This window comes from Variovorax sp. 01T432 (assembly GCF_056398605.1).
The window spans coordinates 1-26,835 of sequence record NZ_JBFTPS010000040.1; the positions used below are offsets into that span (position 1 = coordinate 1).

Annotated in this window: 22 protein-coding genes; 15 read left to right on the top strand and 7 right to left on the bottom strand. The window is 63.3% G+C overall.

What is annotated here, in order from left to right; translation table 11 throughout:
* Positions 1-147, bottom strand: a 147-nt coding sequence (locus AC1DNF_RS25040) for a universal stress protein (protein WP_478151403.1), incomplete at its 3' end; no start/stop codon positions are given.
* 306 nt (positions 148-453) lie between these two features.
* Between AC1DNF_RS25040 and AC1DNF_RS25045 the strand changes: the two genes are divergently transcribed.
* The 7 genes from AC1DNF_RS25045 to AC1DNF_RS25075 all read left to right on the top strand — a co-directional run bounded on the left by AC1DNF_RS25045 (position 454) and on the right by AC1DNF_RS25075 (position 5,713).
* Positions 454-891: a hypothetical protein gene (locus AC1DNF_RS25045; RefSeq protein WP_478151351.1), complete on the top strand. Its 438-nt coding sequence runs from the start codon at positions 454-456 to the stop codon at positions 889-891.
* A 505-nt stretch (positions 892-1,396) separates the two neighbouring features.
* The gene (locus AC1DNF_RS25050) at positions 1,397-1,828 is read left to right on the top strand and encodes a DUF1924 domain-containing protein (RefSeq protein ID WP_478151352.1); all 432 of its coding nucleotides are present in this window, start codon (positions 1,397-1,399) and stop codon (positions 1,826-1,828) included.
* 40 nt (positions 1,829-1,868) lie between these two features.
* A complete protein-coding gene (locus tag AC1DNF_RS25055) occupies positions 1,869-2,354 on the top strand; it encodes a diheme cytochrome c (RefSeq protein ID WP_478151353.1) in 486 nt (161 codons plus the stop codon).
* Positions 2,326-3,057: a cytochrome b/b6 domain-containing protein gene (locus tag AC1DNF_RS25060; RefSeq protein WP_478151354.1), complete on the top strand. Its 732-nt coding sequence runs from the start codon at positions 2,326-2,328 to the stop codon at positions 3,055-3,057. The genes AC1DNF_RS25055 and AC1DNF_RS25060 overlap by 29 nt, the downstream gene beginning before the upstream one ends.
* Before the next feature lie 32 nt (positions 3,058-3,089).
* Entirely contained in the window at positions 3,090-3,761 is a 672-nt protein-coding gene (locus AC1DNF_RS25065) for a winged helix-turn-helix domain-containing protein (RefSeq protein WP_478151355.1), read from the top strand.
* A 5-nt stretch (positions 3,762-3,766) separates the two neighbouring features.
* On the top strand, positions 3,767-5,104 hold the full coding sequence (locus tag AC1DNF_RS25070) for an ATP-binding protein (RefSeq protein WP_478151356.1): 1,338 nt from the start codon (positions 3,767-3,769) through the stop codon (positions 5,102-5,104).
* A gap of 21 nt (positions 5,105-5,125) precedes the next feature.
* Entirely contained in the window at positions 5,126-5,713 is a 588-nt protein-coding gene (locus AC1DNF_RS25075; protein WP_478151357.1) for a hypothetical protein, read from the top strand.
* Positions 5,714-6,386: 673 nt separating this feature from the next.
* Here AC1DNF_RS25075 and AC1DNF_RS25080 read toward each other — a convergent pair.
* Positions 6,387-7,025 carry a TetR/AcrR family transcriptional regulator gene (locus tag AC1DNF_RS25080; protein WP_478151358.1) on the bottom strand — a complete coding sequence of 213 codons (639 nt, stop codon included), beginning with the start codon at positions 7,023-7,025 and terminating at the stop codon, positions 6,387-6,389.
* A 77-nt stretch (positions 7,026-7,102) separates the two neighbouring features.
* On the opposite strand from AC1DNF_RS25080, the gene AC1DNF_RS25085 reads away from it, so the two are divergent.
* Complete coding sequence (locus tag AC1DNF_RS25085; RefSeq protein ID WP_478151359.1) at positions 7,103-7,837, top strand: SDR family oxidoreductase; 735 nt, start codon at positions 7,103-7,105, stop codon at positions 7,835-7,837.
* A gap of 1,938 nt (positions 7,838-9,775) precedes the next feature.
* Here AC1DNF_RS25085 and AC1DNF_RS25090 read toward each other — a convergent pair.
* Positions 9,776-11,221 (bottom strand): hypothetical protein, encoded by a 1,446-nt coding sequence (locus tag AC1DNF_RS25090; RefSeq protein ID WP_478151360.1) that lies wholly within the window; start codon positions 11,219-11,221, stop codon positions 9,776-9,778.
* A gap of 257 nt (positions 11,222-11,478) precedes the next feature.
* On the opposite strand from AC1DNF_RS25090, the gene AC1DNF_RS25095 reads away from it, so the two are divergent.
* Both AC1DNF_RS25095 and AC1DNF_RS25100 read left to right on the top strand, forming a co-directional pair.
* Positions 11,479-12,933 (top strand): ParA family protein, encoded by a 1,455-nt coding sequence (locus AC1DNF_RS25095; RefSeq protein WP_478151361.1) that lies wholly within the window; start codon positions 11,479-11,481, stop codon positions 12,931-12,933.
* Positions 12,930-13,925: a ParB/RepB/Spo0J family partition protein gene (locus AC1DNF_RS25100; protein WP_478151362.1), complete on the top strand. Its 996-nt coding sequence runs from the start codon at positions 12,930-12,932 to the stop codon at positions 13,923-13,925. The genes AC1DNF_RS25095 and AC1DNF_RS25100 overlap by 4 nt, the downstream gene beginning before the upstream one ends.
* Before the next feature lie 1,506 nt (positions 13,926-15,431).
* Here AC1DNF_RS25100 and AC1DNF_RS25105 read toward each other — a convergent pair.
* The 4 genes from AC1DNF_RS25105 to AC1DNF_RS25120 form a co-directional block, all read right to left on the bottom strand.
* The gene (locus AC1DNF_RS25105; RefSeq protein ID WP_478151363.1) at positions 15,432-15,854 is read right to left on the bottom strand and encodes a hypothetical protein; all 423 of its coding nucleotides are present in this window, start codon (positions 15,852-15,854) and stop codon (positions 15,432-15,434) included.
* Positions 15,855-16,630: 776 nt separating this feature from the next.
* On the bottom strand, positions 16,631-18,046 hold the full coding sequence (locus AC1DNF_RS25110) for a hypothetical protein (RefSeq protein WP_478151364.1): 1,416 nt from the start codon (positions 18,044-18,046) through the stop codon (positions 16,631-16,633).
* Between the two features lie 1,188 nt (positions 18,047-19,234).
* Positions 19,235-19,528 (bottom strand): hypothetical protein, encoded by a 294-nt coding sequence (locus AC1DNF_RS25115; RefSeq protein ID WP_478151365.1) that lies wholly within the window; start codon positions 19,526-19,528, stop codon positions 19,235-19,237.
* Between the two features lie 8 nt (positions 19,529-19,536).
* Positions 19,537-20,667, bottom strand: a complete 1,131-nt coding sequence (locus tag AC1DNF_RS25120) for a ParM/StbA family protein (protein ID WP_478151366.1) — start codon at positions 20,665-20,667, stop codon at positions 19,537-19,539.
* Positions 20,668-21,406: 739 nt separating this feature from the next.
* Here AC1DNF_RS25120 and AC1DNF_RS25125 point away from each other — a divergent pair.
* The 5 genes from AC1DNF_RS25125 to icmT all read left to right on the top strand — a co-directional run bounded on the left by AC1DNF_RS25125 (position 21,407) and on the right by icmT (position 26,319).
* Positions 21,407-23,293: a hypothetical protein gene (locus AC1DNF_RS25125; protein WP_478151367.1), complete on the top strand. Its 1,887-nt coding sequence runs from the start codon at positions 21,407-21,409 to the stop codon at positions 23,291-23,293.
* A 166-nt stretch (positions 23,294-23,459) separates the two neighbouring features.
* Positions 23,460-23,903 (top strand): DotD/TraH family lipoprotein, encoded by a 444-nt coding sequence (locus tag AC1DNF_RS25130; RefSeq protein ID WP_478151368.1) that lies wholly within the window; start codon positions 23,460-23,462, stop codon positions 23,901-23,903.
* 7 nt (positions 23,904-23,910) lie between these two features.
* Positions 23,911-24,720 (top strand): type IV secretory system conjugative DNA transfer family protein, encoded by an 810-nt coding sequence (locus tag AC1DNF_RS25135; protein ID WP_478151369.1) that lies wholly within the window; start codon positions 23,911-23,913, stop codon positions 24,718-24,720.
* 7 nt (positions 24,721-24,727) lie between these two features.
* Entirely contained in the window at positions 24,728-26,011 is a 1,284-nt protein-coding gene (locus tag AC1DNF_RS25140) for an ATPase, T2SS/T4P/T4SS family (protein WP_478151370.1), read from the top strand.
* Positions 26,008-26,319, top strand: a complete 312-nt coding sequence (gene icmT / locus AC1DNF_RS25145) for an IcmT/TraK family protein (RefSeq protein ID WP_478151371.1) — start codon at positions 26,008-26,010, stop codon at positions 26,317-26,319. Before AC1DNF_RS25140 ends, icmT begins: the two co-directional genes overlap by 4 nt.
* Positions 26,320-26,835 lie beyond the last annotated feature (516 nt).

Sequence of the window (26,835 nt, forward strand, 5' to 3'; positions counted from 1 at the left end):
CTTGGCATGGCGCAGGCCGGTATCGTCATGGACGCTGATCAGCGTGATCTTGTTCGACGCGGTGCGCAGCAGATGCGCGAGCCGCGCGGCGTACTTGACGGCGCGGAGGGAATACTTGGACCCATCGGTAGCGACAAGGATCTTCATGGTTTGATGCTGAGGTTGCTGCGATCTCCGCCGAGTGTAGGCGGACGCGACGACTCGCCCGGCCACGCACACCGCTGCGCTTGACCAATGTCAACTTGCGGATCGCGAGGCGCCGCCGCAGGACATCAACCGGAGTACGCCATGTCCTTCTGCACGCCTTGACGCAAGCACCATCGCCAACCCGTTCGTGGCTGGCCGGCCATGGGCAGCATCCTTGCGAAAGATCAAGTTTGCGCGTCGCGTAAGTCTTAAGCTGAGAGCCGACACGAGGGTTCTCATCTCATGCTGGTTTCATAGGAACTTGAAATGGACTTCAGATTCGCAATCGCGGGCATGCTAGCTCTCTCCGGGATAGCCGGTTCGGCAAGTGGGTGGTGCGCTGACGCTTCAGTTGACGAAGCGCTTGTACAACGGCAAGCCCTATCAATCCCTGCCCTCCATGACGCGGCCTTCGCGGCGGCCACGTCCCATCCCGCGGCGGTCGAGCTGAAATCGGCGGCACACCAGATCACGATTGTCATGGTCAACAGCAAGCTGAACAGCGGCGACCCCGCCGCTCGCGGCGACGAGGCTGGGAAGATTGTTTATGCCGTTGAGAAGAAGATCGCAGCCAAGAAAGAGTTCGCCCAAGTAATGTCTATACACGTGGACTTCGTGCGGCGAGAGGCGGATCACTCGGACATCGTTCAGGGGTTTGATTTCATGAAGTCCCCTGGCGGCTCGTTCACCCCGCACAAGACATGACCGGTGCAATAACATTGCGAAGTAGGCGGCCGCCACATGCATGGCAAGGTCCATCGGCACCAGTTTCAGGCCCGACGTTTCGAGATCAGTCCATATAGCGCGCGTGATCGCCACGCGCTGCTGTTCGACCCTCGAGTTGTGACTGCAAGTCGTCACGCCGCGCAGTCAACGCTAGCTGCTCCAGCGCCTCGTCAATGAGCGGGGATTCGAGGCGATGTCATTGAACAGCGCCGCATACGCGTCAAGATCCACGTCGCGCAGGGCCACGACATCGACGTCGCCGGCGTGGTAGGTCTTGCCCAGGCCTCGGGCACGGAAGACGGGAGATGCGGGCGACGATGGGACGGCGATGGTCGATGTTGCAACGCGGCTCGGCGCCGGCCCTTGACCTCGGTCAAGCGCTGCGGGTCCGGTCCGCGACGTCCGAAGGAGCGCGCCGGCTTGCGGGCCCTGCGTTAAGAAAACCCTAAGACCGCGGCGACACGATGCCCCTCAAGGAGTCGCCATGAGCTTGTTGAAGACACATCGGACCGCGCATCGTTACCGCGCCACCGCGGCCTGGACAGCCGCCACCATTGTCGCGGTCCTCGCACCCGCGGCTGGCGCCGCCACGCCCGCCGAGCTGCTGGCGGGCTACGGCAAGGAGGCAGGCGCCGCCGCGAGGCCGGAGCGCGGGCAGCAGCTGTTCAACAGCAGCCATGGCCGCGAATGGAGCTGTGCCTCCTGCCACGGCGCCGTGCCCACCGCGCCCGGCCGTCATGCGGCCACGGGCAAGCCGATCGTCGCCCTCGCCCCCGCATTCAACCCCGAGCGCTTCACCGACGCCGCCAAGGCCGACAAGTGGTTCCGCCGCAACTGCAATGACGTCGTGGGTCGCGAATGCACCGCCGCGGAGAAGGCCGACGTGTTGAGCTGGTTGATCACGCTCAAACCGTGAAGCGGCGTCGACATCGAAACTTCACCCACAGGAATCCAGGATGAGATATCTCCCCCGCGTTCGCGGTGCAGGCCCGTGGGCCTGCGCGCTCGCCGCCCTGCTGGGGCCCCAGGCCTGGGCCGAGGACAGCACCCGCCCGGCGCGCACGTCGTTGCTGCCGAAGTACGTCCAGGAGTGCGCGGCCTGTCATCTGGCCTACCCGCCCGGCATGCTGCCGGCAGCATCCTGGCAACGCGTGATGGCGAATCTGCCCCGCCATTACGGCACCGATGCCTCGCTGGACCCCGGCACCGTCAGCGCGCTTGCGAACTGGCTGACGGCGAACGCCGGCACCGGCGCGCGCACGCGCGAGTCGCCGCCGGAGGACCGCATCACGCGCTCGAACTGGTTCATCCGCGAACACCGCGAGGTGGCGACCGCCGCATGGAAGCTGCCCAGCGTCAGGAATGCCGCCAACTGCGCGGCCTGTCACACCCAAGCCGATCAAGGAGATTTCAATGAACATACAGTCCGCATCCCCCGCTGAGCGCCCGGCGGCCGAGCCGGGGCCCGGCAGGATCCTCGTCTGGGACCTGCCGGTGCGCGTCTTCCACTGGCTCATCGTGCTGTGCTTTGGCGGCGCCTACCTCACGGCGGAGAGCGAGTCGTGGCGCCTGGTCCACGTGACGCTCGGATACACGATGGCGGCGCTTGTCGTCTTTCGTCTGGTGTGGGGCATCGTGGGCACCCGATACGCACGCTTCTCGAACTTCGTGCGCGGACCGCGCGCCGTCGCGGCCTACCTCGGCGGCATGCTTCGCGGGCACACGCGGCCCCCTACGGGGCACAACCCCGCGGGCGCCCTTGCCATCGTCGCACTGCTCGGGTTGGCGCTCGCGGTCACGGCGTCAGGCTGGGCCACGTACCAGGACGTCGGCGGCCATTGGCTGGAAGAAGTCCATGAAGCCGCGGCCAACCTCATGCTAGGCATGGTCGGCGTTCACGTCGCCGGCGTGCTGCTCGCGAGCTGGTTGCACCGCGACAACCTGGTCGGCGCCATGATCACGGGGCGCAAGCCGGGCCGCCCCGAGGATGGGGTGCGCAGTGCATGGCGCAGCGTCGGCATCCTCATGCTGGCCGCAGTCCTGGGCTTCTGGTGGATGCAGTGGCAGGGCGCGCCGGCGGGCACGACCGGCGGTCCGGCCGCCGTGTCCGGCAAGGCCGCCGGACAGGATCGCGACGACGACTGAAGCGACGCAGCTCCTCGCGCTCACAATCCCCCATGCGCATCCTGCTCGCCGAAGACGATCCCCTGCTTGGCGACGGTCTCCGCGCGGGCCTGCGTCAGCTTGATTTCCAGGTCGACTGGGTGCGCGACGGCGAGGCCGCCGAGCGCGAGCTGCGCGCGCAGCCCTATGCCGCGGCTGTCCTCGATCTGGGTCTTCCGCTGAAGGACGGCCTGCCGGTGCTCGCCAGCGTGCGCAAGGCGGGCATCTCGATCCCCATCCTGGTCCTCACAGCGCGCGACGGCGTGCCCGACCGCATCCGCGGCCTTGACGTGGGCGCGGATGACTACGTCGTCAAGCCCGTCGACCTGAACGAACTCGCGGCACGTCTGCGAGCGCTGATCCGCCGCGCTCACGGCCAGGTCCAGGAACGCCTGCGCGCCCAGGATGTCGTGCTCGATCCGGGCGCCCACACCGTGCATCTTGCAGGCGAGCCGGTGACGCTGTCGTCCCGCGAATTCGACCTGCTGCACGCGCTGATGCTCAACGCCGGGCGCGTGCTCTCTCGCGAGCAGCTCGAGCAGCACCTCTACAGCTGGGGGCAGGAGGTGGAAAGCAATGCGGTCGAGGTGCACGTCCATCACCTGCGCCGAAAGCTCGGCACCTCGCTCATCCAGACCGTGCGTGGCGTGGGCTACATGCTCCTGCGCGAAAAGCCCGGCCGCTGACGACGATGCCCCGCTCGCTCCAAGGCCGCCTGTTGTCGCTGGTGCTCGGCATGGTGGCGAGCGTGTGGCTGGCGACTGCTGCCATGACCTGGCTCGACGTGCGCCACGAACTCGACGAACTGCTCGACAGCCATCTCGCGCAGGGTGCCGCGCTGCTGGTCGCGCAACAGATGCCCGAGTCCTCCGACGAGGCCCCGGGCATCGAGGCCCCGACGCTGCACCGCTATGCGCCCAAGGTGGCCTTCCAGGTCTTCCACGAAGGCCGCCTGACGCTTCGCTCGGCCAATGCACCGTCGCAGCCGATGATCGACGCCGGAGGGCGATTCCAGTCGGGCTTCAGCACGATCCGGATCGGCGGCGCGCCATGGCGCGTATTCGCGGCCCAGGGCAGCGAGCGCGACGTGCAGGTCTACGTGGGCGAGCAGATCGACTCCAGGGATTCAATCCTCCGCGCCGTTCTGCGCAGCACGCTCTGGCCGATGTTCGTCGCATTGCCCTTGCTCGCGCTGGCGGTGTGGTGGGCGGTCCATCGAGGCGTGATGCCGCTGCGGCGGCTCGGCAGGACGCTGGCTCGGCGTGAGCCGCAGGCATTGAGCCCGGTCGTCATCGATGGCGCCCCCTCGGAGATGGCGCCCATGCTGGACGCGCTCAACGGCTTGTTCCGCCGCATCGGGGAGTTGATGGAATCGGAGCGCCGCTTCACCGCCGACGCCGCCCACGAATTGCGCACGCCCATCGCCGCCATTCGGGCGCAGGCCCAGGTGGCGCTCGCCGAGGCCGACGACGCCAGGCGTCGACATGCCCTGCGGGCGACGCTGGCGGGCTGCGACCGGGCCGCGCGCGTGGTCGAGCAGCTCCTCATCCTGTCGCGGCTGGAGGCCGGCGCCGAACTCGAATGGAAGATGGTGGCACTGGATGCACTGGTGCGCGGGGTGGTGGCCGATGCCGCCCCGTCGGCCATCCACCGGGAGCAGAGCATCGAGGTCGATGCGGTGGAGGAATGCCCGGTCCGCGGCGATCCGACCCTGTTCGCCGTGCTCGTGCGCAATCTGGTCGACAACGCGATTCGCTACAGCCCGCGGCGAGCCGACATCCGCATCGAGATCATCCGGTCGCAAGGCCATGTGCGCTTCAGCATCGAGGACAGCGGCCCCGGCATGAAGGACGAGGACATGGCGCGTTGCGGGGAGCGCTTCTTCCGCGTCCTGGGCAGCGGCGAGAGCGGCAGCGGCCTGGGATGGTCGATCGTGCGCCGCATCGCGGCCGTGCAGCAGGCCACGGTGACCATCGGGCGCTCCCGCCGCCTGGGTGGCCTCGCGGTCGGCATCGAATGGGCGGCCTGACTTCCCATTGGAGAATGCCGCATGGGTTCCGTATCGTTGCTCTTCGCCGTCATTTTCGTCGTGAATGTCATGCCCGCTTTCGCGCCCCCAACGTGGATGATCCTGTCCTACCTCGGCCTGCACTATCCGGCCTCCAGTCCATGGTTGGCCGCAGGGGTCGCGGCACTCGCTGCCACCTGCGGACGTGCAGTGCTCGCACATTTCGCCCAGCGAATCATGTGTAGCCGCCATGTCTCGCCTGCGATGCGTGAGAGTCTGTCGGAGGTCGCCGATACCATCTCCCGACGCCGCTCCGCGAGTGCGTTCGGATTCTTGCTCTTCGCCTTCAGCCCTTTGCCGTCCAACGTGCTCTTCCTGGCCTATGGACTGACGCGGGCGCCCATGTGGCTCCTGGTAGGCCCATTCTTCGTCGGGCGAGTCGTCAGCTACACGATCGCATTCGTCAGTGCGTCCGCGCTGTCGGAGCACCTCGAATTGGAGTTGAGCTTTTCTGACTCGCTGCTGTATTTCGTGGCGACGCAGTTTGGACTGCTCGCCGTCGTCTACGGCTTCGCCAAGGTTGACTGGCGAAAGATGCGAATGGAGCGCCGATTGCGCTGGATTTCATAACTGGAACCGAGCCTCGTCGCAACGATGACCTTGCGTCGTTTCAGCGCACAGTAAAGCAATGCAGCCAAGAGGCGTTCGTCCTTTCACAATACGCGCGATGTATTCGCGACAGATCGGGGGGCCGTTCGTCTGGACTTCGCCGTTGTTGACGCTCGCCATGCCATAGTGGCCCAAAAGAGGGACACCGGACGCTGACTCCCGGTTGACATGGAACGCCGCATCGTCTCACAGCCGCGCGCCGAGGAATGCGGTGATCGATCAGGGATGCGAATACCTTCGGGGGTGCGCAGGCTCGGGGGTCCTATGTACGGCGCATTGAATGCACCCTTGCGCTGTCACACCCACGTGCTTTGAGCGCTCTCACCGATTCAGGGGCCATGGCGTACAGGGTCGTGGCACCTGGCCTTGGTGCGTTCTGACAATGGCAGGATCACCCGCAGCGTGCCGGCATTTGCGACGGCGAGGACGAGCCGAACTAGCGCGGTATGCGAGGTGCCAGTCGCGCCAGGAAGGGGTGCATGCCGGCGAGAAACCATGACAGCGGTACCTGCATGTAAGCGACCAGCCATCCCATCTTGACCCAGTATCAGCTCCCTTGCCGGCAAGCTAGACTTCGGCTTTTGGCCCAGCAGCAGGCGTTCGCAGGCACCCCGACTCCAAGCGCGTGCATCTGTCAACTCGGGCGGTCTGCGCGTTTCGCCAGATACGCGTAGCACATCACCGGCAATTCACTACGCAACGTCCGCACCATGGTCGGCGTTGCCCCGCGCTCGAACACGACGCGCGTCGCGCCTGCCATTGCTGCAGAAAGCGTAAAAGTCACCTCAGACAAATTTTCGAACGTGACGTCCACCGCGCTCGCCAGCAAGCTGGAGATTGCCTTGTGAATGCGCTTTGAAATAGCCGAGAGCATCTCCGCCGCGTCCAACTCGCCGGCCATCCGATACAACGCCGACGCGACCTCATAGCGCGTCGTCTTCGCATCCAAGTACGCACCAACAAGACCATCAACCATTGAGACGATTGGCTGCGCACGGCAGCGCCGCGCTGCTTCCTCCACAGCGAGCGCCACAACGCCAAGGTGCTCCTGAAGTACGGCAAACAGTAAGGCCCGCTTGTGCGGGAAGTATTGGTACATCGTGCCGACCGAAACGCCAGCACGGTCCGCGACCCGGGTGGTGGTAAGTCGATCCTGACCCTCGCTCAGCAAAACCTGAATAGTGGCCTCGTAGATCGCTTCTACCGTGGCGATCGATCGGGCTTGACGTGGCGTCCTGCGTGGCGCGAGGCTGGTGGCGGGTAACGGTTTCATATGCGAATTCAAAAGTCGAAGCTTCCTTCATAAACTGAGAAGTGGGCCACACGGCCCAGCACAAATCAAGGAACCCTATGCTTAACTCTTCACCCCGCATCGCACTCGTCACTGGGGCCAACAAGGGCATTGGTCTGGAGATTGCTCGCCAACTCGGCCGATCTGGCGCACACGTCTTATTGGGCGCACGCAACGTGGCGCGCGGGGAAGCCGCAGCGTTGCTGCTCAAAGGGGAAGGCCTGGACGTAAGCTTCGTTCACCTCGACCTCGGCCGCGCTGACACGCCCGCGGTGGCGGCCGGCATGATTGCCAGTGCGCACGGCCGCCTTGATGTGCTGGTCAACAACGCGGGCATCACAGACCAGGCGGACGGGCCGCCGACGGAGGCCGCCATGGCTGCGGTGCGCAGGATCTTTGACACCAACTTTTTTGGCACGCTCGAAGTGACCCAGGCCATGGTGCCTCTGCTTATGAATTCGGCTTCGGGACGGATCGTGAACGTTTCCAGCGGGCTTGGGTCGATTGCGCTCAACGCCGACCCAAAGTCGCAGTTTGCAAGCGTTAGATTGATAGGCTACAACGCCTCCAAGGCGGCACTGAACATGCTGACCGTGCAGCTAGCGGCCGAATTGGGAGAGGCCCGCATCAAGGTTAACGCTGCCGACCCAGGCTACACCGCCACCGATCTGAACGGTCATCGCGGATACCAAACCGTGGCCGAAGGCGCCGCTGCGGCTGTGCGGCTCGCCTTGCTGCCGGACGATGGGCAGACCGGAGGGTTTTTTGATGCAGCAGGCCCGCAGCCTTGGTGAGGCACAAGCAGGGTGTGCCGTCGCAGCGCCAAGGACTGGTATGGGCCAAGCCCTGGCGCACACGGCACGGGCGATGCTGGCCAAAGAAAGAGCGATCGACTGGACCAACTGGGTGCAGAGCCACCAGGCGTCGATGCGGATCATCGCAGCAGCTCGCGAAGCCATGCCGCACAGTCGGCGGCCGCCGAGATCGGCCACACGACGCTCACACCGAGAGCGCCGCGCTTGAGCTCGAGCCGGATCGCCTCGGCGGGTGCAGCCGCCGCGCGTGATGACGTCGGTGCAAGCGGCGGCGCCGGCAATGACAGTGCAACGAACTCGGGCGCAGACCCGGCAACCGTCGTCGATGCTTCCGATCGCACGGGACTGGTCCCGCGACCGCGACGCCATTGATGCACGAGGTTGTCGTTCAGCCCGAACGACAGCGCAACCGCACGCGCTCGGAAGGCCCTGGCGGCTCGCCAAAGCCGTCGATGCGTGAATAGGTCGGGTCGACATCGACGCAACTGCATCCAGGGTCTGTCCAGACAGTACCGCGAGGATCACGTGAAGCTGATTTCGGACGAGCGCAACAGTCTGGCGCCGCCGCCGGCGTTGGCGCTTGCTCGTCATCCTCCGGGCGAAGGCCCTCAATTCCCACCAGGTCGCCCTCCGCCTGCCCGGGAGGAGGACTCGGATCGCCTTCGAATCGCTTCCAAGCCGCGCGCGCAGCGCCTGCTTGGTAACTCGCAGCCCGGCGGATTGCATGGCCGCGATTTGGGCCGAGACGGCTTCCACGGACACCCTGTTCTGCTTTCGCAGGCTCCGATAGACGGCCGAGCACATCCAGTCCGGCATCAGGAGTTCGGCCCCACTGAGGTGTTCTTGGCTCAATCCCGTCTGCTTAGCGAAGTCCATGAAGGCATCTGGCCATGCTTCGAGCATGGGCCGAGCAAGGTTCACCACCATTCGACGATCCTCCACACCTAGGAGCTCGACTTGGTTCGTCCCTGGCTCCAGTACCAAGCTCCGGGCGGCCGCCGCCCAGGTTCAAGGCCCCGAGAGAATTTGCGCTCGAGCACGCTTGCGGATGAACAGATGACAGATCGCGTCCAACGCCTGCAGGTAGTCCATGCTCCCTACCGACCTTTCCCGCGAGATCTGCTGGGGCATCCCATCCGTCAAAGGAAGCTGCCCACCACGCAGCAGCCTCCCCTTCGGGAGCCAACTAGACGTCGGCGGTGCAGAGTTGAAATCCGCAACGTGCGCATCGCATGTAGTACGTCGGCCTATCGACTTCGAACAATCGAGGTACTGCCGCCCCAACCGGCCACACTCCCGCCCCGCAGGCCGGGCAGCGAGCGAGCATTTCACACAGATGGATCGGGCACTGAGTGACGAAGCCGAGGCGCCACATCGTTCTGAAGTACACCCGTCGGTGTTGATTTCCATGGAATCCTGACCCAGTGGGTCACTTCTGGATGGAAATCAACAACGGTGCTTCATGATGCAGTTGCCTGGCCCTGAGCTGTGAAGGTAAAGCGGCGAGGTAGTCATTTGCGTGGTCCTGCGAGTCGAGTAAGCCCTTTGGGTGTCATTCTCGGTCGCCGCCCGCGCCCCGCCAGGGCCGTCCACTCCCAGAGCCATGATCCTGGCCTGGTCTTGCCCATCCAGACGAGATTCCTTCCGAACTGGCTCCCTTTGGATTCTTCTTCTAAGACAAAGAAATTCCGTGTGAGTTGACCTCCTGGGTGTCTCCGACGGCTGCGGCCCGTGCGGCACGGTCGGCCCGTCGAGAACGAGGTCAGCCGAGAGCGACCGGCCCGCGCCACCGCCCTCCCCTGCCCTTCGATTCTCCGCGAAACAATGAACGCAATAATACGGTTGTCAGATTCGCGGTGGTAGTTTTTTGCGGGGATTAGTTCGCGGCGAAGCGATCAGCGAAACAACTGGGCACGATCATGAGCGTCGTGTCTCGGCTACCTTGAACATCGCCAAGTCCATGTCGGTCGGGGTCTTCCATCCATTGCCGTAGGTTCCGACCGCGTAGGCGTCGAGGACCAGGTGATTCACCAACGGAGATACCCAGTCTCGGTTCTCCAGGCGACGCTTGACGGCCGGCGTCGTGAACCTGGTCGCGGTTGCGTCGATCCACTTCGCTCGCTCGTCATCGGAGAGCTGCCCGAATTCTGCGTTGAGCTGCTTGAAACGGCCGGCAACCCACTTCTTCACAAGATGCTCTCGGCTATCGCCATCGATGGCCTGTTGGACGGTTCCGGATGACGCGGACTCTTGCGGCGCCAGAATCTCTGTCTGATTGTCGGGATAGCGATTGGCAAGAATCGTTCTGAGGTACGCGGTCCGATTGACGATCTTCGTCGCGGCAGGGTCATTTGCGTATGACTCAAGAGCGTCGAGCGCTTCCGCAACCTTGAACGAACCGTATTTTGCAGTGAGCGAGTCGAAGTCAGCTTCGCGGATCTCGAGTCTGGCTGCGCGCAGCACTTGGGCTACGTCCGCTGGCCCGCTTGCACGAGCGCGCTCCCTCGCTTTCTTGGTGACCCTGAACTGAGCGGAGACAACGGCGTTGCCTGGCCGGTGTTCAACGAGCTCGATTGTGAGTTCGGTGACCTCGTTGATCTCGGCGATTGCTGGAGCGACAAGTTCGTTTTTGATCTTTCGCCATTCCCTGGGCTTTATGTCGCCGCCTTCACGCAGGACGCGCCCCCAGAAGTCGACGGAGGCGCGGCTTGTGAGCGCACCAGGGCTGCTCTTGAATCGCGCGCAGATCTCGTACAAAGCGACCGAAGTGTATGTTGTCAGCAGCGCGATCGACTGAAGCTCGACCTGCGCATACCGATCTGGGTTGATCAGCTGTTCCTTGATGGAAGGGGGATACACCCATTTCGCCCAGGCTTCACCGTTGCGTCGGGAAAGCCGTGCTTCGGCAAGTAACGGAAAGGTCCTGGCCTCGTCGTCGTCCGCCAGTTTGTTGCGTCCGCCTTGTTGCGTGTCGTCCGGGGCGTCCGGATCTATGTCGGTGTCCCCGGCTCCTTCCGGTGAGAACAACCTGCCCTGCTCGCTGGCGGCCAGCGGCCTCCACACGACCGCGGTGGTGACCATTTGCTCGATGTACCGTTGCAGGCGTTCCGACGCCTTTGTGGTGGATCCGTACCCTCGCAAGATCGCACTCACAGGGGAGGAATACCAACCTTCTCGATCGGGACTGGAGTGCTGCGAGATGTACAGCATGACGTTGTACGCCTTGCGGCCCGTCACAGTCAGGGCCATGTTGAGCGGTTCGATGGCCAGCGCGTGAACCGACTTGGTCAATATCCTCGGCGGCGACGTGGCAGCAGTGCGCTCGTCGGCTGGAAGAAAGGAAACTTGTTGACCCGTGGGCATCTCCGTAGTCTAACGTCCAAGCGCGTTGGACAGAAGGATTCATCCACGCACGCGCACTTCGAAGGTGCAGCGTCGCTACAAACGTGGGACAGCAATGGGTGACGCTAGGCTAACGCCACACTTCACGGACGCTTAATAGATGCTCATATTAGGCCGCGCTGTGGATAACCACGGCCATTCTTACCGGACGTCGGCCACACATTCCGGACGGTGCTGCCACATTGGCCGGACGTGGGGACCACAGATCCCGGACGGTGATGCCACACTTCACGGACGAATACCGTCGTAAGTCATTGAAGTTATTCGAGAATCACGACAGCGAATCTCTGAATTCCCCAAAAGGGGTTCTAAAAGATCTTGACGATTTCTCCCACCCCAAGGCTGCAATAGCCAGGGTGTCCGCCAAGTGTGGCTTCTGTGGCGACTCGGGGTTCGATTGCAGATTTGCTGTCGAGAACCTCTTCAAACGTAGAATCACGTCAAACTTCACATTGAGGATAAACGTGGCGAACATACTTGTTGAAGGTCGGGAGCGGGTAGAGCTTGCTGACATCGGGGATCAGGCGGTGCGCGCGCGAAAGATTCTGGCTCGCGTGCGCAAGGCCATGTTAGCGCCCAACGTCGCAAAGGAAGCCCCCCGCTTTTCGTCGGCCCAGGTCGGGACATTGGTTGGGCTAGACACCCGTCAGGTTGACTATCGCGCCAAGAAGGAAGGAGGCACGCTTCCTCCCGGAACGATGAACGCTGCGGGCAGTCGCCGCGAGTTTCTTCTGTCAGAAACCCGCCAGTGGGCCAGGGAGCTTCGAACCGATCGCCTGCGGCCGAGTGGCTCCGAGGCGATTGTGATCGCCGTGGCCAACTTCAAGGGCGGAGTCACCAAGACGACGACGGCGGTCACGCTCGCTCAAGGGCTCAGCTTGCGCGGGCACAAGGTCTTGGTCATCGACTGTGATCCTCAGGGCAGCATGACGACCCTATTCGGCATCCTGCCGGATGCCGAGGTTGAAGGGAACGAGACCATCCTTCCGCTGTGCACTGGTGACGAGCAGAGCATTGAGTACGCGATCCGGCCAACGTATTGGGACGGTATCGACCTCGTCCCAGCGACATCCCAGCTTTTTGGCGCGGAGTTCAGCCTGCCGAGTCGGCAGAAGGACGAGGCCTCGAAGGGGTTTCAGTTCTGGAACGTCATCCACTACGGGATAGAGCGAGCCCGTCAAGAGTACGACGTCATCATCATGGACACGCCTCCGGCCTTGTCGTACGTCACCATCAACGCGATGATGGCAGCGGATGGAATCATCACTCCCCTGCCCCCGAATGCGCTGGACTTTGCCTCGAGCGTTCAATTCTGGGATCTCTTTCACGACGTGACCAAGCAACTGACCGAACGCGGGCGGTCGAAGACCTTCGAATTTGTCGATGTGCTTTTGTCGAAGGTCGATTCGAGCGACATCGCAACCAACGTCGTGCGGGAGTGGATCAGCGCCGCCTATGGCTCCAAGGTACTGCCGATCGAAATCCCTAAGACCTCAACCGCGGCGACAGCGAGTGCGGAGTTCGGTTCAATCTACGACCTTAAGCCAGGATCGGCAAGTTCGCGCACGATCAAACGGGCGGTGGATGCATACGAGCAGTTCGTTGAGACAGTGGAATCACAAATGGTCGGGGCTTGGTTGCGCCAGAGCAGTGAGTCGGAGGTTGCTGTATGAGCAAGGTTGCTAAGAAGGGCAGCGGGATCGACTTCGACAGTCTCGATGAGGATGAAGCTGCTCGCCCGCAAGCGGAAGATCGGCCGCGTACTGCCATTGGTGCGATTTCGGTGTCGCTGGCTATGGGGCGCGGTGTCGAGGAAGAGAACCGGGCTCTCAAAGAGAAGCTTGAAGGAATGGAGAAGCGCGAGTTTGTCGAGTTGCTTGACCCGACACGGATCCGCGCAAGCAAGTACGCGAATCGCCATCCCGGTTCCTTTGCGGACCAGGCCTTTGAGGCGCTACGCGAGGAGATCGCTCAGGCCGGAAAGAATGTTCAGCCGATCAAGGTACGGCCCGTGACTGGTGACCCGGACCATGAGTATGAGATCGTCTTTGGACATCGTCGCCATCGGGCCTGCCTAGAGCTCAAGATTCCCGTAGCCGCCACGGTCGCCGATCTCAGCGATCAGGAACTCTTCTCGGAGATGGATCGCGAGAATCGCGATCGGGAAAGCCTGTCGCCGTGGGAGCAAGGTCGAATGTATCAGCGAGCTCTGGAGCTTGGACTTTTCCCTTCAATCCGAAAGATGGCCCAGGAAATTGGCGTGAATAACAGCATGGTCGCGGTTGCCATCCAACTTGCTTCGCTACCGGACGAGGTCGTCCGTGCATTCCCGCGGCCCCATAGCCTTCAGTACCGCTGGGCGCCTGACCTGATCAAGGCTCTTGAGAGCAGTCGCGATGCAGTCCTTGCTCGTGCCAAGGAAATCGTCGATCTGGGCGATGCAGACAGGTCGCCAAAGGCGGTACTCAGTCGGCTACTCGCGGGTCCTGATGTACCGGCTGAAACCGAGGTCGTGCGTTTTAAGACTCGCGGAAAGGCAGCAGGCAGTTACAACCGGGATAGCAAGGGCGGGCTGACTATCAAAGTGAAGCCGGGCGTTCTTCCTCCGGCGGTGGAGGCAGAGCTTTTCAGATATGTTGAGGGGCTGTTCAGCGAGATGAAGTAGGCGGGGCGATGCCGAGAGCCCGCCGCGCAAGCATCTAGGCGTCTGACCGTCAGACGCCCTTCGATCCACTTCATTGGGTGTCTGACCATCAGACCCTGGGTCGGCTACCCGAGAATTCCTGTTGAAGGCGACTCAACCGAAGTGATATTCAGGGCGTCTGACCGTCAGACACCTTCCATCCGACACGTTCACTGGGGGATTTGACCGCCAGATGGTGGGCAAGCCGGGAAGAATTTCCGTCGAAGGCCAGCCAGCCGGGGCCCGACATGTGGGGTGTCTGACCGTCAGACACCCAACTGGATATATGCAGCGGGCCGTCTGAATGTCCGTAGTACCTCCGCCGAAACTGTGAATCCGGACTGCCGTCTGAGGTGTTTGACCGTCAGACGCTGCGTCGGCCGAGGAAGACCTCGTCGAGCTTACAGCCACCCAAGAGCGATGTGCAGGGGTCAATAGCCCTTGGACAACCCCAACTCAACACATGCAGACGGGTCGTCTGGTAGTTTGGAGAAGCACCGTCAAAGCCAGTGAACAAGAACGGCCCCTTGGGGTGTCTGACCGTCAGACGCCCCACACTCAATCTCCATACCCGGGGTGTCTGACCGTCAGGCACAGAGTCGACTGCGGAAGAACTCGCGTCGAAGGCAAGCCGCCCAAGACCGATATTGAGGGTGTCTGACCGTCAGACACCTGCAGTCAATTTAAGCACTGGGGCGTCTGATGCTCCGGCTGTGTCGGACGCCCGGCGAACGCGAGCAATCCGGCATTRCTCGATGTGCCTGACCGTCAGACACCTTGGACCCCTAGTCTCGGGATTGATATGAAGCCGTCGTAACTTAGCGAGCCCAGGAAGGCCAAATCTGACTGGTTCTCATGACCCAGGACCTCGATCAGCGGCGACTCAAGAGCCCATGTCGAAGTTGGAGAGCTCTGCGCCAAAGGATCCGCATCCCCGCTGGATCGAGGTCCACCGGTGCCTCCGCATTCCGCGTTTCACCTGGGGCGCTTCCTTGCGGACCAAAGTCATCTGCGCCAACAGCTCCCGCACGAGCTCGCCTAGGAATCTGAAATAGTCCAGCGCACACCCGGAGTGGAGCGGAGGAGAGGGCGCAGGATAGGGATGCCATCGAGCGAGTGAGGCGGGATTCGAGACTGTCGGCCGCCCGGATTGCTGCCAAGTCGAGCAAAGCCAGCGAACCGTTGTCCGTCAAGTGTGGCCACTCCTTGCTGACCCGATCCCATATTCTGTGATGCCTCCGAGGGGGCGGCGCCGACGAAGACGGGCGGGAGCGAATGCGCAACAGGGGGCGCGGACCTAGTTGGCACTCCGAACGAAATGGGCGACGTGAACGGCCAACAACGTGGGAAGCGGGTCGCCACCTGTAGGCTTCGCCTGTCCTCGCAGCCGATCATATGCGGGCGCGCACTGCAGGAGCTTGTCGCATGACGTCCTGGAATAGGACCGGTCGCGCGCGCTGGGTAGGAGCGCCGCCGGCGCCTCAGGATCTATTCCTTTTTCAATGACTCGAGGATCTCGCTCAGCATCGACTTCACAACACCCATGTCCCTGTCGCGCCGGGCCTCAACCAAAGGATCCGGACCGCCACCGGATCGAGATCCACCGCCGATGGCCTCCTGGGCGCGGGCCACGGCATCGTCCAGCTTCGTGATCAGGTTGTTGCGCATTGCCGAGAATTGGGCCATCTCGCGCTTCACCTCGGCCATTTCCTGACGGAGGGACTTCATCTGTCCCAGCAGTTCCCCGAGGAGCTCGCTCGACGAATCGTGAGCGGTTGCGGGCGCCGCCGCAAGAACTGGGGAAGAGGGCGCAGGTGAGGATGCAACCAGGCGAGTAAGGCGAAGCTCGAGACTGTCGGCTGCCCGGGCAACAGCCAAGTCGAGGATTGCCTGCGAGCCAGTGTCCGTCAAGTGTGGCCATAGCTCGTAGACCCGAGCAATCGCCAAGCGAGTGTCCAGCCGGAGACCTGGCCGCCCGCCGCGGCGCGAGCGCGACAGCGCCTCCCCGGTGAAAGAGGCGGGCGGGGGACCGAATTCATGCTCCGCGGCCTGGGGGGCTATGCAGGAGCTGAACTCGCCAGCTGCGCTCCACTTCTTCAGCGACGACTCGGTCGGCGCTTGGTGGCCGTGCAACATCGTCAATATCCGAGCTAGCTCTGCGAGGGTGCAGAACGGCGGCCAACCTTGGGTACCGGAGACTGGCGCGAGACGCAGGTCTACCTCGGCGCTCGACCCTGTAACCATGAAGGGAGTGTCCGATGAAACTTCAGCCATGACTAGGTTTAGTTACTGAGTAACTGAAGTATACGGTGCACTTGGCCATACTTCCTCGAAACAGCATTCAGAGAGGCTATTTTCGTGAAACATTCTGCTCTAAGCGGAAGAAAAGAGAGCTAACTCCCTGTCATCATTGGAAAAAAACTGACAGCCGAAAACTCCGTGAAACATTACGTTTCAGAGGCCGCCCTCGTGTCTTCATGCGTGCCGGGCCCATTTTCCGAGATTCGCGCTAGTGGACGACAGGGTGTTTAAGGTACCGAAATGCGCATCAATGAGCCGGAGGTGCGGGGCGCGAGCGGGCGTTGACGCTGCCGGCCAGAGATTGAGGCTATCCGCAGATCGCTCGCGTTCGGCTGATCTATTTGACTCCATGGTGCGTCGCGAATCCATGTGCGAAAGGCCAAGGCTCATTCGGGCGCCAGCGCGTCGGGATCGATGGGCGAGGGCGCCGCGTTCGGGCTGACGCCGCCTTCCGATGGCGACTGCTCCGACGCCCGGTCGGCGGCTTGGTCGCGCTGGTTCTGGGTGTCTGCCAGGCCGGGCGCGAACCGGCCGGCTCGACGAAACGCCCGATCGGAGCCGGCGTAGTTGGAGGCGATCGTCCGCTTGCGCTTCATGTAGTGGCCCATGACCATCGCAGCGATCTCTGGTCCGACGGTGGCCTTCATGTTTGCGGCCGCCGTCGAGCGGGTGTCGTAGAGCGAGTAGAGCTTGCCGTCGGGAAAGGCTCGGAGGCAAGCTGCGCGGAGTGCGGCCCTGCAACCATTGGAATAGCGGTCGAACGTTTGTTCTCCGCCGCCGGCCAGGTACTGCTGCAAGCTGGTGAGGTGGGCGTCCACGGCGCCAACCCACCGATACGGCACCTCGACGTCGCGCCAGGCGAGGCCTGCGTTTCGCAGCTCCCACGCACGAAGGCGACGCAAGTTTTCGATGGCCACTTCATTATTGATGTCTGCCATCGCCTCGGCCTGATCGAAGAAGGCCAGGTTCGTGGAGATCAGTTCGGCGTGGCGCTCCGCGGCGTCAAGAACCGCGGGAACGTTGGTCAAGTCCGCGCCGGCCATCGTAGCCAGGTCGGCATCGGCGCGATTGAGCAAGCGCTCGGGGATGAAACGCCAGTTGAAGAATGGTTGCTTCTTGAGCTTCGAATTGGGGAGCCGCAGGATGTGACGTCCTCGGTCGAACCAATAGGCTGTCTCCCATTCACCGGGTCGTGCGCCTGTTGCGATGCCCGCATTGAGCCAGGCTGTAGTCTTCGCGGCCCAATTCTGCGGGGTGGTTCGGGCTGCGAGGAGTCCATTCAGAAGCGGACCGAGATCCTGCTCCGGGATGGCGCGGGCGGAGACTCGAGACCGGCGCACTTGGATCGCCTGCTCAGTGCCCAGGCGGGGGTTGTAGGCGCGAGCGATTTCGAGGCCCTTGTCGCGGACCTCTACGGAGAAGCCCATGTCGGGCTGGTTCAAGGCCCATACGATTGCCGCTCGATAAGTGTTCTTGGTGCCCACGGCGAGCGCCGGATCTGTCCTGAGATCCTCGATCAGGTCCTCGATCGAGACGAAGTCGGGGTCGATGTTGCGAACCGCTGCCAAGCGATCGACCATCATGAAGTACCGCTTGCGGTAGAGCGCGGCGGTCACGTCGTTGACTGGCTGTATGGCGGCCTCGTACCAGTCGCTCAGCCGTTCGACCGGGCTCCCGGTCACTGATGGATCGGGGTTCGGGCTGGAGCTGGAGTCCCGCGGGGCGTGAGGCGTTGCTGAATGGATTCCCGGAAGATCCTGGTCCGCCGTGGAAGGTTGGTTCTGGGCTTGATTGTTGTCCATGGGGTGATTCATTCCGGGCGCGGGTTGGTGGAACTGGGGTCCTGTTGGAGTTGGTGTTCCGGGGTGGCTTTGCTCTGGGGTGGACTGAGGTCGGGTGCGGTCAGGCGGGCGGGGGGCGCTTGGTCCAGGGGGTGCGGTTCCAGTCCCAGTGCGCCCCGCGAGCACCTCGTCCAGCCCGTATTCCCCCCAAATGGCTAATATCTGCTAGAGGTCGTGGAAACACTTCCCAAAAAGGGCCCGAAAACGGCCCATGCGCACAACTGGTGCTTACTGCGGTAAGCACCAGTTGCATGGCGTTTTTGACCTCTTGAGCCGTGGTTTGAAGGTGTCTTTCGCGACGCATGCGACTGCAGCTAACCGAGGTAAGCCGCAGTAGCCCGTCACGCGGCGCAGAATTTCCGCCGACTGGTTTGCCGTCCGCGAAACTCTGGCGAAAATTGCGGGGCGTCACCCAACTGGTGCTTACCCCGGTAAGCGCCAGTTGCGCGCACCCGAAACGACGAGTCAGAGTGCCACCCGACTGGTGCTTACCGGGGTAAGCAGCAGTTCGATTGACCGCCATACAGACACTCACTGTTGATTTCGCCACCCAACTGGTGCTTACAGCGGTAAGCAGCAATTGCTCGTCTCGCAAGCCGCCTCGACGATCATTCGAACGACTCACCGCCAGCATGCGGCGGCCGTTGAAGCCGGGGACGCGCGGAGGAGGGCGGTCATCGTCGCCGGCCGCGGGGGGCGGCACCGGAGTGACAGGCCGCCGCGCAGCCGATTCCGCTTGGTGGGCCGCCAGGGTCGGTTGGCTTGACGAATCCTGCGCGAGAGCTTCGGCCGAGCCAGCCGTGTGCGTCTGCGCGGCAGCCGGGGCGGTGACCAGAGCGTCGCCTGGTGCACTCGGAGGATGAGGTCGAGGAACATCCGACTGAACGGACGCCGAGGAGCGCTGGATCGCGGAGGCTGGTCCCGTCACCTGGTCAACCACGCCACCCGACACCCGGGTCGACAAGCCGTCGTCCTGGCGGCGCATCCGCTCTTCCATCACTATGAGGCCCATCTCCATGAGCTGGCGCACGAACAGGTTGCGAGTACGAAGGCCGGGCGCAGCGTCGAAGTCTGAGATGGCTCGAAACAGCATCGGGTTCTCGGCCCGATGGAACCGGATGCGGATCTCCAGGACGTCCTCGTTGGGGTTCATCTCTTCGCCTTCTTCATGGCCGCCTTGCTTGCCTCGTCTGACTGGCCCGGAATGGCGGGGCTTGCCGACGGCGCTTCGTTGGGTGCAGATCGAGCGGCCGGGGAGGGCAGCGGGTCCTGCAACTCACGCTGCTCTTCGAGCAGCAGGCCCTGGTCCAAGAGTCGGCGCACCAGCGCGCCGCGGGAATGTTTGGCCGAGTGGCCCTGGAATGCAGCCAGCTTGGCGTACAGCCGTGGGTTTTCCACCTCGGCAATTCGGATCCGCAGGTCCACACGGCGTTGGGTATCCATCGACGTACTCACGCTGCTTCAGCGGACGCGGCAATTTCGGCTTGCGCGATGCCTTCGCCGATGAGCTGCAAGCCCTCGACGTTGCTGAAGACGGAGTGCTTCGGTAGGTAGATCGGCATGTCCGGCATGCGCTCGGCGATCTCTTCGGCGTAGTGCGCAGGGTGCCCGCCAACCATCACAACCATGTCGATGATGTCCCAGGCGCCCTTGATGCCGTTCATCATGATGCCCACGGGATCGCGCACCGCGCGGCGCGCCGCCGCCAGGATTTCCGGGTCTGCCATGTCAATCGCGCGGCCGTCGAGCTTGAAGACGGCGCCGGTACGCAGCGAATGGTTCAGGCGCCCCAAGTTCGATGGCGCGATCGCCCGGCCGATCTTGGCTTCCAAATGCTCCTTCACCGTGGTCATCACGCGATGGCGCCCAGCGTCGCCGGCGGCTCCCGAGACGTCGGTGTTCGGCTTGCCACGGTTCACGAGGAGCCAGTCCAGCGTGTACTCGCCCGGATCGACGGTCACGATCGTCATGGTGTCGACCAACTGGTTCCAGTCCGCCAGGGGCTTGAGGCCCGATTGCGGGAAGCGGCCGATGGTCTTGTTGATACCGTCGATGTGCCGATCCAGGCTGTAGAACCCGCCCATGGGCTGCGGGCGCACGACCACCTTGTCGATGACGATGCAGCGCTCACCGTCCAGGGCGACCTTGCCGGTGTACGCCTTCTTGAGAGCTGCGGGTTTGCCGGGGTCGCGGAAATGGCTGACGGGCAGGCCCAGAACGAGCACGTCAACGTGGTCGACCTCCATATATGAAAGGGCGCCACGCATGAGGGCGTGATAGGGCGCACTGTCGTAGTACTTGTCGTCCAGATGGCGGCCGAAGTCCGAACTGGAGGCGGCGCGGCTCATGACGTCCGGCCCGACAACAAACGACTCGCCGTTGTATGTCACCACCTTCACATCCTCGCTGCGGCGTTCCTCGAGCTCATAGCGACGGCGATCCACGCCAAACGCAACCGAGGGGAACAGGTCGTACTCGACGACGCCCGCGCCGTCGGCGAGGCGCTTGAGCTTCGTGAACTTCGTGAGGCCGTAGCCCAGATCGATGGCCATCACCACGGGTGCGACTGCAGCGCTGATCATTGTGCGATTCCTTAATGCTTTGCATAGTTAGTCAGTTGCAAAGAAGAATCGCACATGCACGGCCTTCCCGTCAAGGTCATGGAGGCGCGATCAGATGAATTCTGTGGCGCCTTTGACGCAGACTTGGCCCAGGATTAGCCCAGCGCAAGCCGAAGTCGTGGCTAAGTCCCTGGAGCCGGCGAGTGGCGCACGAGGCCCTGGCCGGACTTGTACGAGACTTGGGCTAGCCCTAGGCTAAGTCCCTTGGGGAGGTCGATGGCGCATGAGGCCCTGGCCGGACTTGTACGAGACTTGGGCTAGCCCTAGGCTAAGTCCCTTGGGGAGGTCGATGGCGCATGAGGCCCTGGCCGGACTTGTACGAGACTTCGGCTAGCCCTAGGCTAAGTCCGTTGGGGCAGTCGGTCGSGCATGAGGCCCTGGCGCGGACTTGTACGAGACTTCGGCTAGCCCTAGGCTAAGTCCGTTGGGGCAGTCGGTCGCGCATGAGGCYCTRGCCGGACTTGTACGAGACTTCGGCTAGCCCTAGGCTAAGTCCGTTGGGGCAGTCGGTCGCGCATGAAGCTCTAGCCGGACTTCTACCGGACTTCTACCAAGTCCTCGGGGCCGGTGGACGCGAGAGGTCGAGCGCATGCACGCTGGCGGCGGCCGCGACGAGTCAAGAAAAAGTTTCCTCCGATGTTGCGAGCGTCGAATCTATACTCGTTCTAACCCATTACTTCGCACCAACGGACGAGCACGAATGATTAATTCCAAGGGCGATCGATACTGCTACCTCAACGCCCGCCATACGCTGGAGACCGTGGGAGCAGCCGGTGACGCCGGTTTCTACTCCAAGCTTCACCAACTCCTGGTCACTGGCAGCCAGGGCAAGGCTCCTCCCAAACAGTGGGCCGCCATGATCAAGGCGCTCCAGACCAAGGGGGTGAAGCGCTCGGAACTCGAGGACAGCAAGATCCTGGAGAGTCTGGTGGCATCGGATTCGAAGTCGCTGACGAGGGATGAGGTCGCAGGACTGGTGCTTTCGGGGCTGCCCACGGTCAAGGAACTGGAGCTCGCGCAGCCGCGCTATCCAGACTGGCGCCATCCCGGCGGCGCGTACAAGGAGCTGCTCTTCGTCCTTAACTCGCAGCGCGACAACGTCCAGGACGAGCTGAGCGAGCTTGAGTACCGTATCGAGGCGATGCAGTACGACGCCGCGGATCTGGCCTTCAGCCTCGAGTCCCTTATGGACGATCCGGAACTGCCAGGAAAGATGCAGGCCCAGATGAAGGCGCTGCGCGAGCTGCTGCCAAAGGCCTGGGACTATGCCGCATCTCACTTTCGGGGTGCCCTGGACGGCAGCGTCGACAAGAACATCATGGCGCACGCGCGCATCACCGAACGCGGCTCGCTGTTCTTCGTCGAGGAGGTCCAGAGCGACTGGGCGCAGGCTGGCGGCAAGGCAAGCCGGGCCGCCGCTCGCGAGGCAGTCATCGCTCTCTTCGCGAAGAAGCTCGGTGCGACTCACCTGCAAGGCCCGGAGCGGGAACTGCTCATTGGCGCCATCAAGACCAAGGCAACCGTCGAACTGCGGGGAGTGAAGTACGACCCGAAGGACCCGGAAATGAGCGCCGCTGCGGAAGAGGGGCGCCGCAATGGCTGGACGGGTAGCACGCCCGCGGCCCCGTTCGTCACGAGTACCGAGGAATGGTCGGGCCTCGTCCTGCGCCGGCTCATGCAGCGTGCGGCAGCGATCCCGCAGGTGAACCAGTTCGCCTGGATCACCCAGTCCATGCGCAACGGCGGTCGCGCCGGAGGTGGTGCCAGCCTGGACGACTTCTACAAGAACATCCTGCCCAAGCTGGCTGACAAGCTACTCAAACCCCACGGGGCCAGGGTGACGATGGGTCAGGTCACCCTCAACGGTGTCACCCACGACGTCCCGCAGTTCGAGATGACGCCGGCAGTCAAGGAAGCCCTTCGAGGCCCGATGCCGCTGTACAGCCTGTCGCCGGTTTGGAAGGGGGCGCGTAACGGTCAGGTCGAGGTGAACCGCGTCCTTGCGGAGTGCGAACTCATGATGGGGACGACCAGGCACGTGAAGCTCATGGAAACGCTCTATGACATCGCGACGCACCGCCAGGTGGCCGGAAAGTACATCAACAACGGCATTCTGCTGAACCTGCACGCCCAGAATCTGGACCGCGCCGCGCGCCACGAAGCGTGGCACTTCGCCACCGAAAACATGCTGACGGTCGACGAGAGGGTCGCGATGCAGCGCGAATTCGCACCCCACAAGTTGCTGGCACGCCGGACGCAGCAGACCTTGATCGATCTGGGCGAGCTCGACGCCGCCCGGCAATGCAGCCACCCCGAGGAGTGCGCCGCCCACGCGTTCGCCCTCTGGAGCACCGGAGAGATGGAGATCACTGAGCCCGCACCGCGGGGGCTGTTCCAGGAAGTCTGGGCCGTTCTCAAGGACTGTGGCCGGTGGCTGGCCGAGCGCGTGTCGGGGGAGACGGCTCCGACGACTGAAAAGATGTTCGAAGCGCTTCGTAGCGGAGAGATGGCGAAGGCGCGGGAGGCGCGGGGCCACTGGCCCAAGGAGCTGGACGTCGACCACCGGGCGCCTCGCATGAGTGCGTGACGGGCGCCGCGCAGGTGTCGATGCGACGCCCCGGGGCGTATTAAATCTTCAACAATTGCCAGGAACATGGATGCGGAAGGGCGGGCGTCTCTGGCGGTCGAATTGTCCGTGCGATAGTATCGGTGCAGATCACACAAATCCATATCCCTTCCCGGGCTCGTCCAAAATGACCCACATCTCGCGGATCTTCGGCGCTGGTGCAGTCTCTGCAGCGCTCCTTGCACTTGCCGCCTGCTCGACGCCACCGGCACCGGCCCCCTCCACGGATCCCGCCGCAGCCCAGCTGGATCGTCTCTTTCAGAAGTCCGCCGGCCAGGCCGCCTTCACCGGCAGCGCCGACGCAAAGGCCCCGGCTCCCCGGATTGCCGAGGGCAAGCTCTGGGTGACCTGGCGCGGCGATGCGAACGACCTCCTGAAGCAGCTCGAGCCGGTCACCGGCCAGAAGGTCACAGTCACCGGGCCAACGCCGCGGCTTCCTTTGTACGTCCAGGTGCATGCACTCGGGGTTCCGGTCGACGAGGTCATGCGGGACATCGGATACCAGCTCGGTCAGCGCGCCGACCTGGTCATGTTGCCGTCGGGCATCGAGATTCGCTACCGCGCCTTCTGATCCCGACATGACCAGAATCCCGTTCCGCCGCAAGGCCCTGAGCTTGGTCACCGCCCTCATCGTGGTTGGCGCGGCACAGGCCACTTCAGCCCAGACCCAATCCTTGTCTATTGACTCGCTCATGAACGCGCAGGGCTCGACCGAGTCCGAGAGCCGGCTGAGCATGGTTCGTGAGACGGTGCTGCGCGAGACCGCCTTTGGCCTGGGCACGCGCCTCGGTCTACTTCAGCGCTCACGGGAGATCGCGGCTGAGGTCGCCAAGCGCGACCGCGAGCTGGACAAGCGCTACGACTTCGGTGGCTTGATGATGGGACCGGGTGTGCTGCCTCCCGTCATCATGGAGAGCAAGGACGCCATCTCGCTCGAGGCCACCACCATGCGTGTCTCCGGCGCGATCTACAAGATTGAGGAGCCGGCCCGCTTCGTGGCCATCGCTCCGACCTGGCGCGACTGGCTGCTGCTGGGACTGCCCAACGAGGACTCGGCCGACATGGCCGCCGTGAAGAGCCTCTTGCCGCGCGACGGCGCCGAACAGGCTTTCTGGAAGAAAGAGGTCGCGCAGGCTATCGCGACCGGGCGCGCCCAGGCACAGCAGATCTTCGACCTGAACGTCGCGAACCTGGAGAAGACCTACTTCGGGATGCGCCTCTTCTACGATCTGTGGAAGCGCGGCATGGTCACGATCCCGGTCATCGCGAGCGCCCAGACCATGGTCGATCAGGAGGGTCCGAACACGATCGCGGTGGGGAATACCATGTTCCGCATCACCCGCCAGGCCGGTTTCGAGGATTCGAGCCGCTGGAAGCCCCTGGAGTAGACGGGTCGTGCTCGACGCCGCCGAATCGACGGTCCCGCGCTTTTCCTTGCCCATCGGCAACATCCGGCGCACGGACCTGAACGACTTCCTGGCCAAGGTCTACGACCTGGGGGTCTCCGACATCAAGTTCTCCTCAACGGACTACGTGTGGGCCGAGGTGAACCGGTTGTGGCATCCCGTCACCGATCGCCGCCTGGACGACTCTGAGGTGAATACGATCCTCGCGCTGCTCTTCAACGAGAGCGGACAGACGGAGATCGGAGCGGCCAACGCAATCGACTCGCGCGTCGACGCGGTGATCTCCCGCGACAAGGTCCTGGCCTTCCGCCTGAACGCCACGGGCTGCTCGGTGGGCAATACGCCCTCTGGCGTGAACATCACGCTGCGTGCAATGCCTCAGCAGATCCCGACGTGTGCGCAGCTGGGCCTGGAGCCCGAGTTGATGCAGAACCTCTTCCCGCGCTACGGGATGATCCTGATCGTCGGCACCACGGGCTCGGGCAAGTCCACGCTGTTGGCAGCCGCGCACCGCTACCGCCTCGAGGAGCGCCGGCACGATCCGGTACACATCCTCACCTACGAACAACCCGTGGAGTACCTGCTCAAGGGCTACGCCGGCGGCTTCATGCCAGAGCCGACCCAGACCGAGGTTGGAGTAGGGGCGCAGTTGCGTTCCATGGACATGGTCGGCCCCAACGCGATGCGCCGGAAGGGCCAGGTCATCCAGATGGGGGAAATCCGCGACATGGAGAGCGCGCGCGCCGGGTTCGAGCTGGGCGCCACCGGGCATGCGGCCTATGCAACGATGCACACCGAGACGCCCGATCGCGCGCTTTCACGGACCCTGCAGCTCTTCCCACCGGTGGAACATGCTCGCGTGGCCAACGAGTTCATCGAGCAGACCCGCCTGGTCGTCGCGCAGAAGCTCGCGCGCCGCACTGACGGCAAGGTGATCGCGTTCCGATCCTGGTGCGTCTTCGATCGCGAGGTCAAGCGAAGCATGGAGGACCTGCCGACTCACCAGTGGGGCTTGGCGGTTCGTCGGCTGGTGGCCGAGCGCGGCAACGACTTCGAATCGAAGTCATTTGCGGCGCTCGCCGAGGGCCTGATCAGCTTCGAGAGTTTCGTCGAGGTCTCCTCCATGACGCTGCGCGAAGCAACCGAGTACTGTGCGCATCGCGGCTTCAACCCGAACGGCGGGGCGGTCCTCACCTCGATACCCGCGAGCGCGCCCACTACGGCTGGCGACGGCGTGGATTCGACGTCCACGGCCGAGGCGACACACGCATGAGCAACTATTGGCCCCGCACCGGGAAGTCTTACCGCATTCCTGGCACGCCGCTGCCGCCGCAGGCCGGGGCGCCGATGGTGCTCGCGCTCTTTCACTTCTCCTGGTGGACGCTTGCGATCGCGTTTGGCGTCTGCGTCGTGTTCGGCTACGCGGCCTACAAGAACCGAACCATCCTCTGGGCACTGAGGCGGCTTCGCAGCAAGATGCGCTCCGGTGTCCTGACGGCGCGGCCCCGGCTCTATCGGCAGCGGTTCACTTTCGACCAGCAACTCGCGGACATCGACTTTCGCAGTTGGGGCAAGAAGTAGCGCAGGTGCCACTCCCGCGGCTCTGTCCCCTGGAACTTTTCCCCTCAGGGTGAAAGCGGCCCCCAGCCGTTCCACGAGCCGTGCGAGTGAAGCAGCAGCGCGGCGTCAGACGGTATGCCTGTCCATAGGGTATGTCTTTCCGTACGGTATGTTTTTCCATACCGTTTAGTCGGCGCATTGGTGAGGGGAGTTCATGACGTCAACTCGACGTCATGGGGTGAAGTGACCCACTGAGCAGCCGACCGCCGACGAGCAACTCGCACCCGCCGCGCACGCTCCACGCTAAGGATCAGGTGATGGGCGAGACGACGGCCAAGCATGGTGCTTCCTAAGCCTCCCAGCCTGAGTGCCATGCACACGGCCGCTCACCATGAGCGCCACAAGCGCGCCAACGCATAGCCAGGCCGACTTTCTTGGCGTGGACGCCAAGGACATCACATTAATGTTCGTTGCGCCATAGCAACACATTACTACGCTCAAACAAAAATCAGAAAACCGCCACACCAAGCTATCCTC

Excerpts from the sequence above, each read along its gene's own strand:
- AC1DNF_RS25045 (WP_478151351.1), top strand. The coding sequence starts at position 454 with ATGGACTTCAGATTCGCAATCGCGGGCATGCTAGCTCTCTCCGGGATA.
- AC1DNF_RS25050 (WP_478151352.1), top strand. The coding sequence starts at position 1,397 with ATGAGCTTGTTGAAGACACATCGGACCGCGCATCGTTACCGCGCCACC.
- AC1DNF_RS25055 (WP_478151353.1), top strand. The coding sequence starts at position 1,869 with ATGAGATATCTCCCCCGCGTTCGCGGTGCAGGCCCGTGGGCCTGCGCG.
- AC1DNF_RS25060 (WP_478151354.1), top strand. The coding sequence starts at position 2,326 with ATGAACATACAGTCCGCATCCCCCGCTGAGCGCCCGGCGGCCGAGCCG.
- AC1DNF_RS25065 (WP_478151355.1), top strand. The coding sequence starts at position 3,090 with ATGCGCATCCTGCTCGCCGAAGACGATCCCCTGCTTGGCGACGGTCTC.
- AC1DNF_RS25070 (WP_478151356.1), top strand. The coding sequence starts at position 3,767 with ATGCCCCGCTCGCTCCAAGGCCGCCTGTTGTCGCTGGTGCTCGGCATG.
- AC1DNF_RS25075 (WP_478151357.1), top strand. The coding sequence starts at position 5,126 with ATGGGTTCCGTATCGTTGCTCTTCGCCGTCATTTTCGTCGTGAATGTC.
- AC1DNF_RS25080 (WP_478151358.1), bottom strand. The coding sequence starts at position 7,025 with ATGAAACCGTTACCCGCCACCAGCCTCGCGCCACGCAGGACGCCACGT.
- AC1DNF_RS25085 (WP_478151359.1), top strand. The coding sequence starts at position 7,103 with ATGCTTAACTCTTCACCCCGCATCGCACTCGTCACTGGGGCCAACAAG.
- AC1DNF_RS25090 (WP_478151360.1), bottom strand. The coding sequence starts at position 11,221 with ATGCCCACGGGTCAACAAGTTTCCTTTCTTCCAGCCGACGAGCGCACT.
- AC1DNF_RS25095 (WP_478151361.1), top strand. The coding sequence starts at position 11,479 with ATGCCACACTTCACGGACGAATACCGTCGTAAGTCATTGAAGTTATTC.
- AC1DNF_RS25100 (WP_478151362.1), top strand. The coding sequence starts at position 12,930 with ATGAGCAAGGTTGCTAAGAAGGGCAGCGGGATCGACTTCGACAGTCTC.
- AC1DNF_RS25110 (WP_478151364.1), bottom strand. The coding sequence starts at position 18,046 with ATGGACAACAATCAAGCCCAGAACCAACCTTCCACGGCGGACCAGGAT.
- AC1DNF_RS25115 (WP_478151365.1), bottom strand. The coding sequence starts at position 19,528 with ATGGATACCCAACGCCGTGTGGACCTGCGGATCCGAATTGCCGAGGTG.
- AC1DNF_RS25120 (WP_478151366.1), bottom strand. The coding sequence starts at position 20,667 with ATGATCAGCGCTGCAGTCGCACCCGTGGTGATGGCCATCGATCTGGGC.
- AC1DNF_RS25125 (WP_478151367.1), top strand. The coding sequence starts at position 21,407 with ATGATTAATTCCAAGGGCGATCGATACTGCTACCTCAACGCCCGCCAT.
- AC1DNF_RS25130 (WP_478151368.1), top strand. The coding sequence starts at position 23,460 with ATGACCCACATCTCGCGGATCTTCGGCGCTGGTGCAGTCTCTGCAGCG.
- AC1DNF_RS25135 (WP_478151369.1), top strand. The coding sequence starts at position 23,911 with ATGACCAGAATCCCGTTCCGCCGCAAGGCCCTGAGCTTGGTCACCGCC.
- icmT (WP_478151371.1), top strand. The coding sequence starts at position 26,008 with ATGAGCAACTATTGGCCCCGCACCGGGAAGTCTTACCGCATTCCTGGC.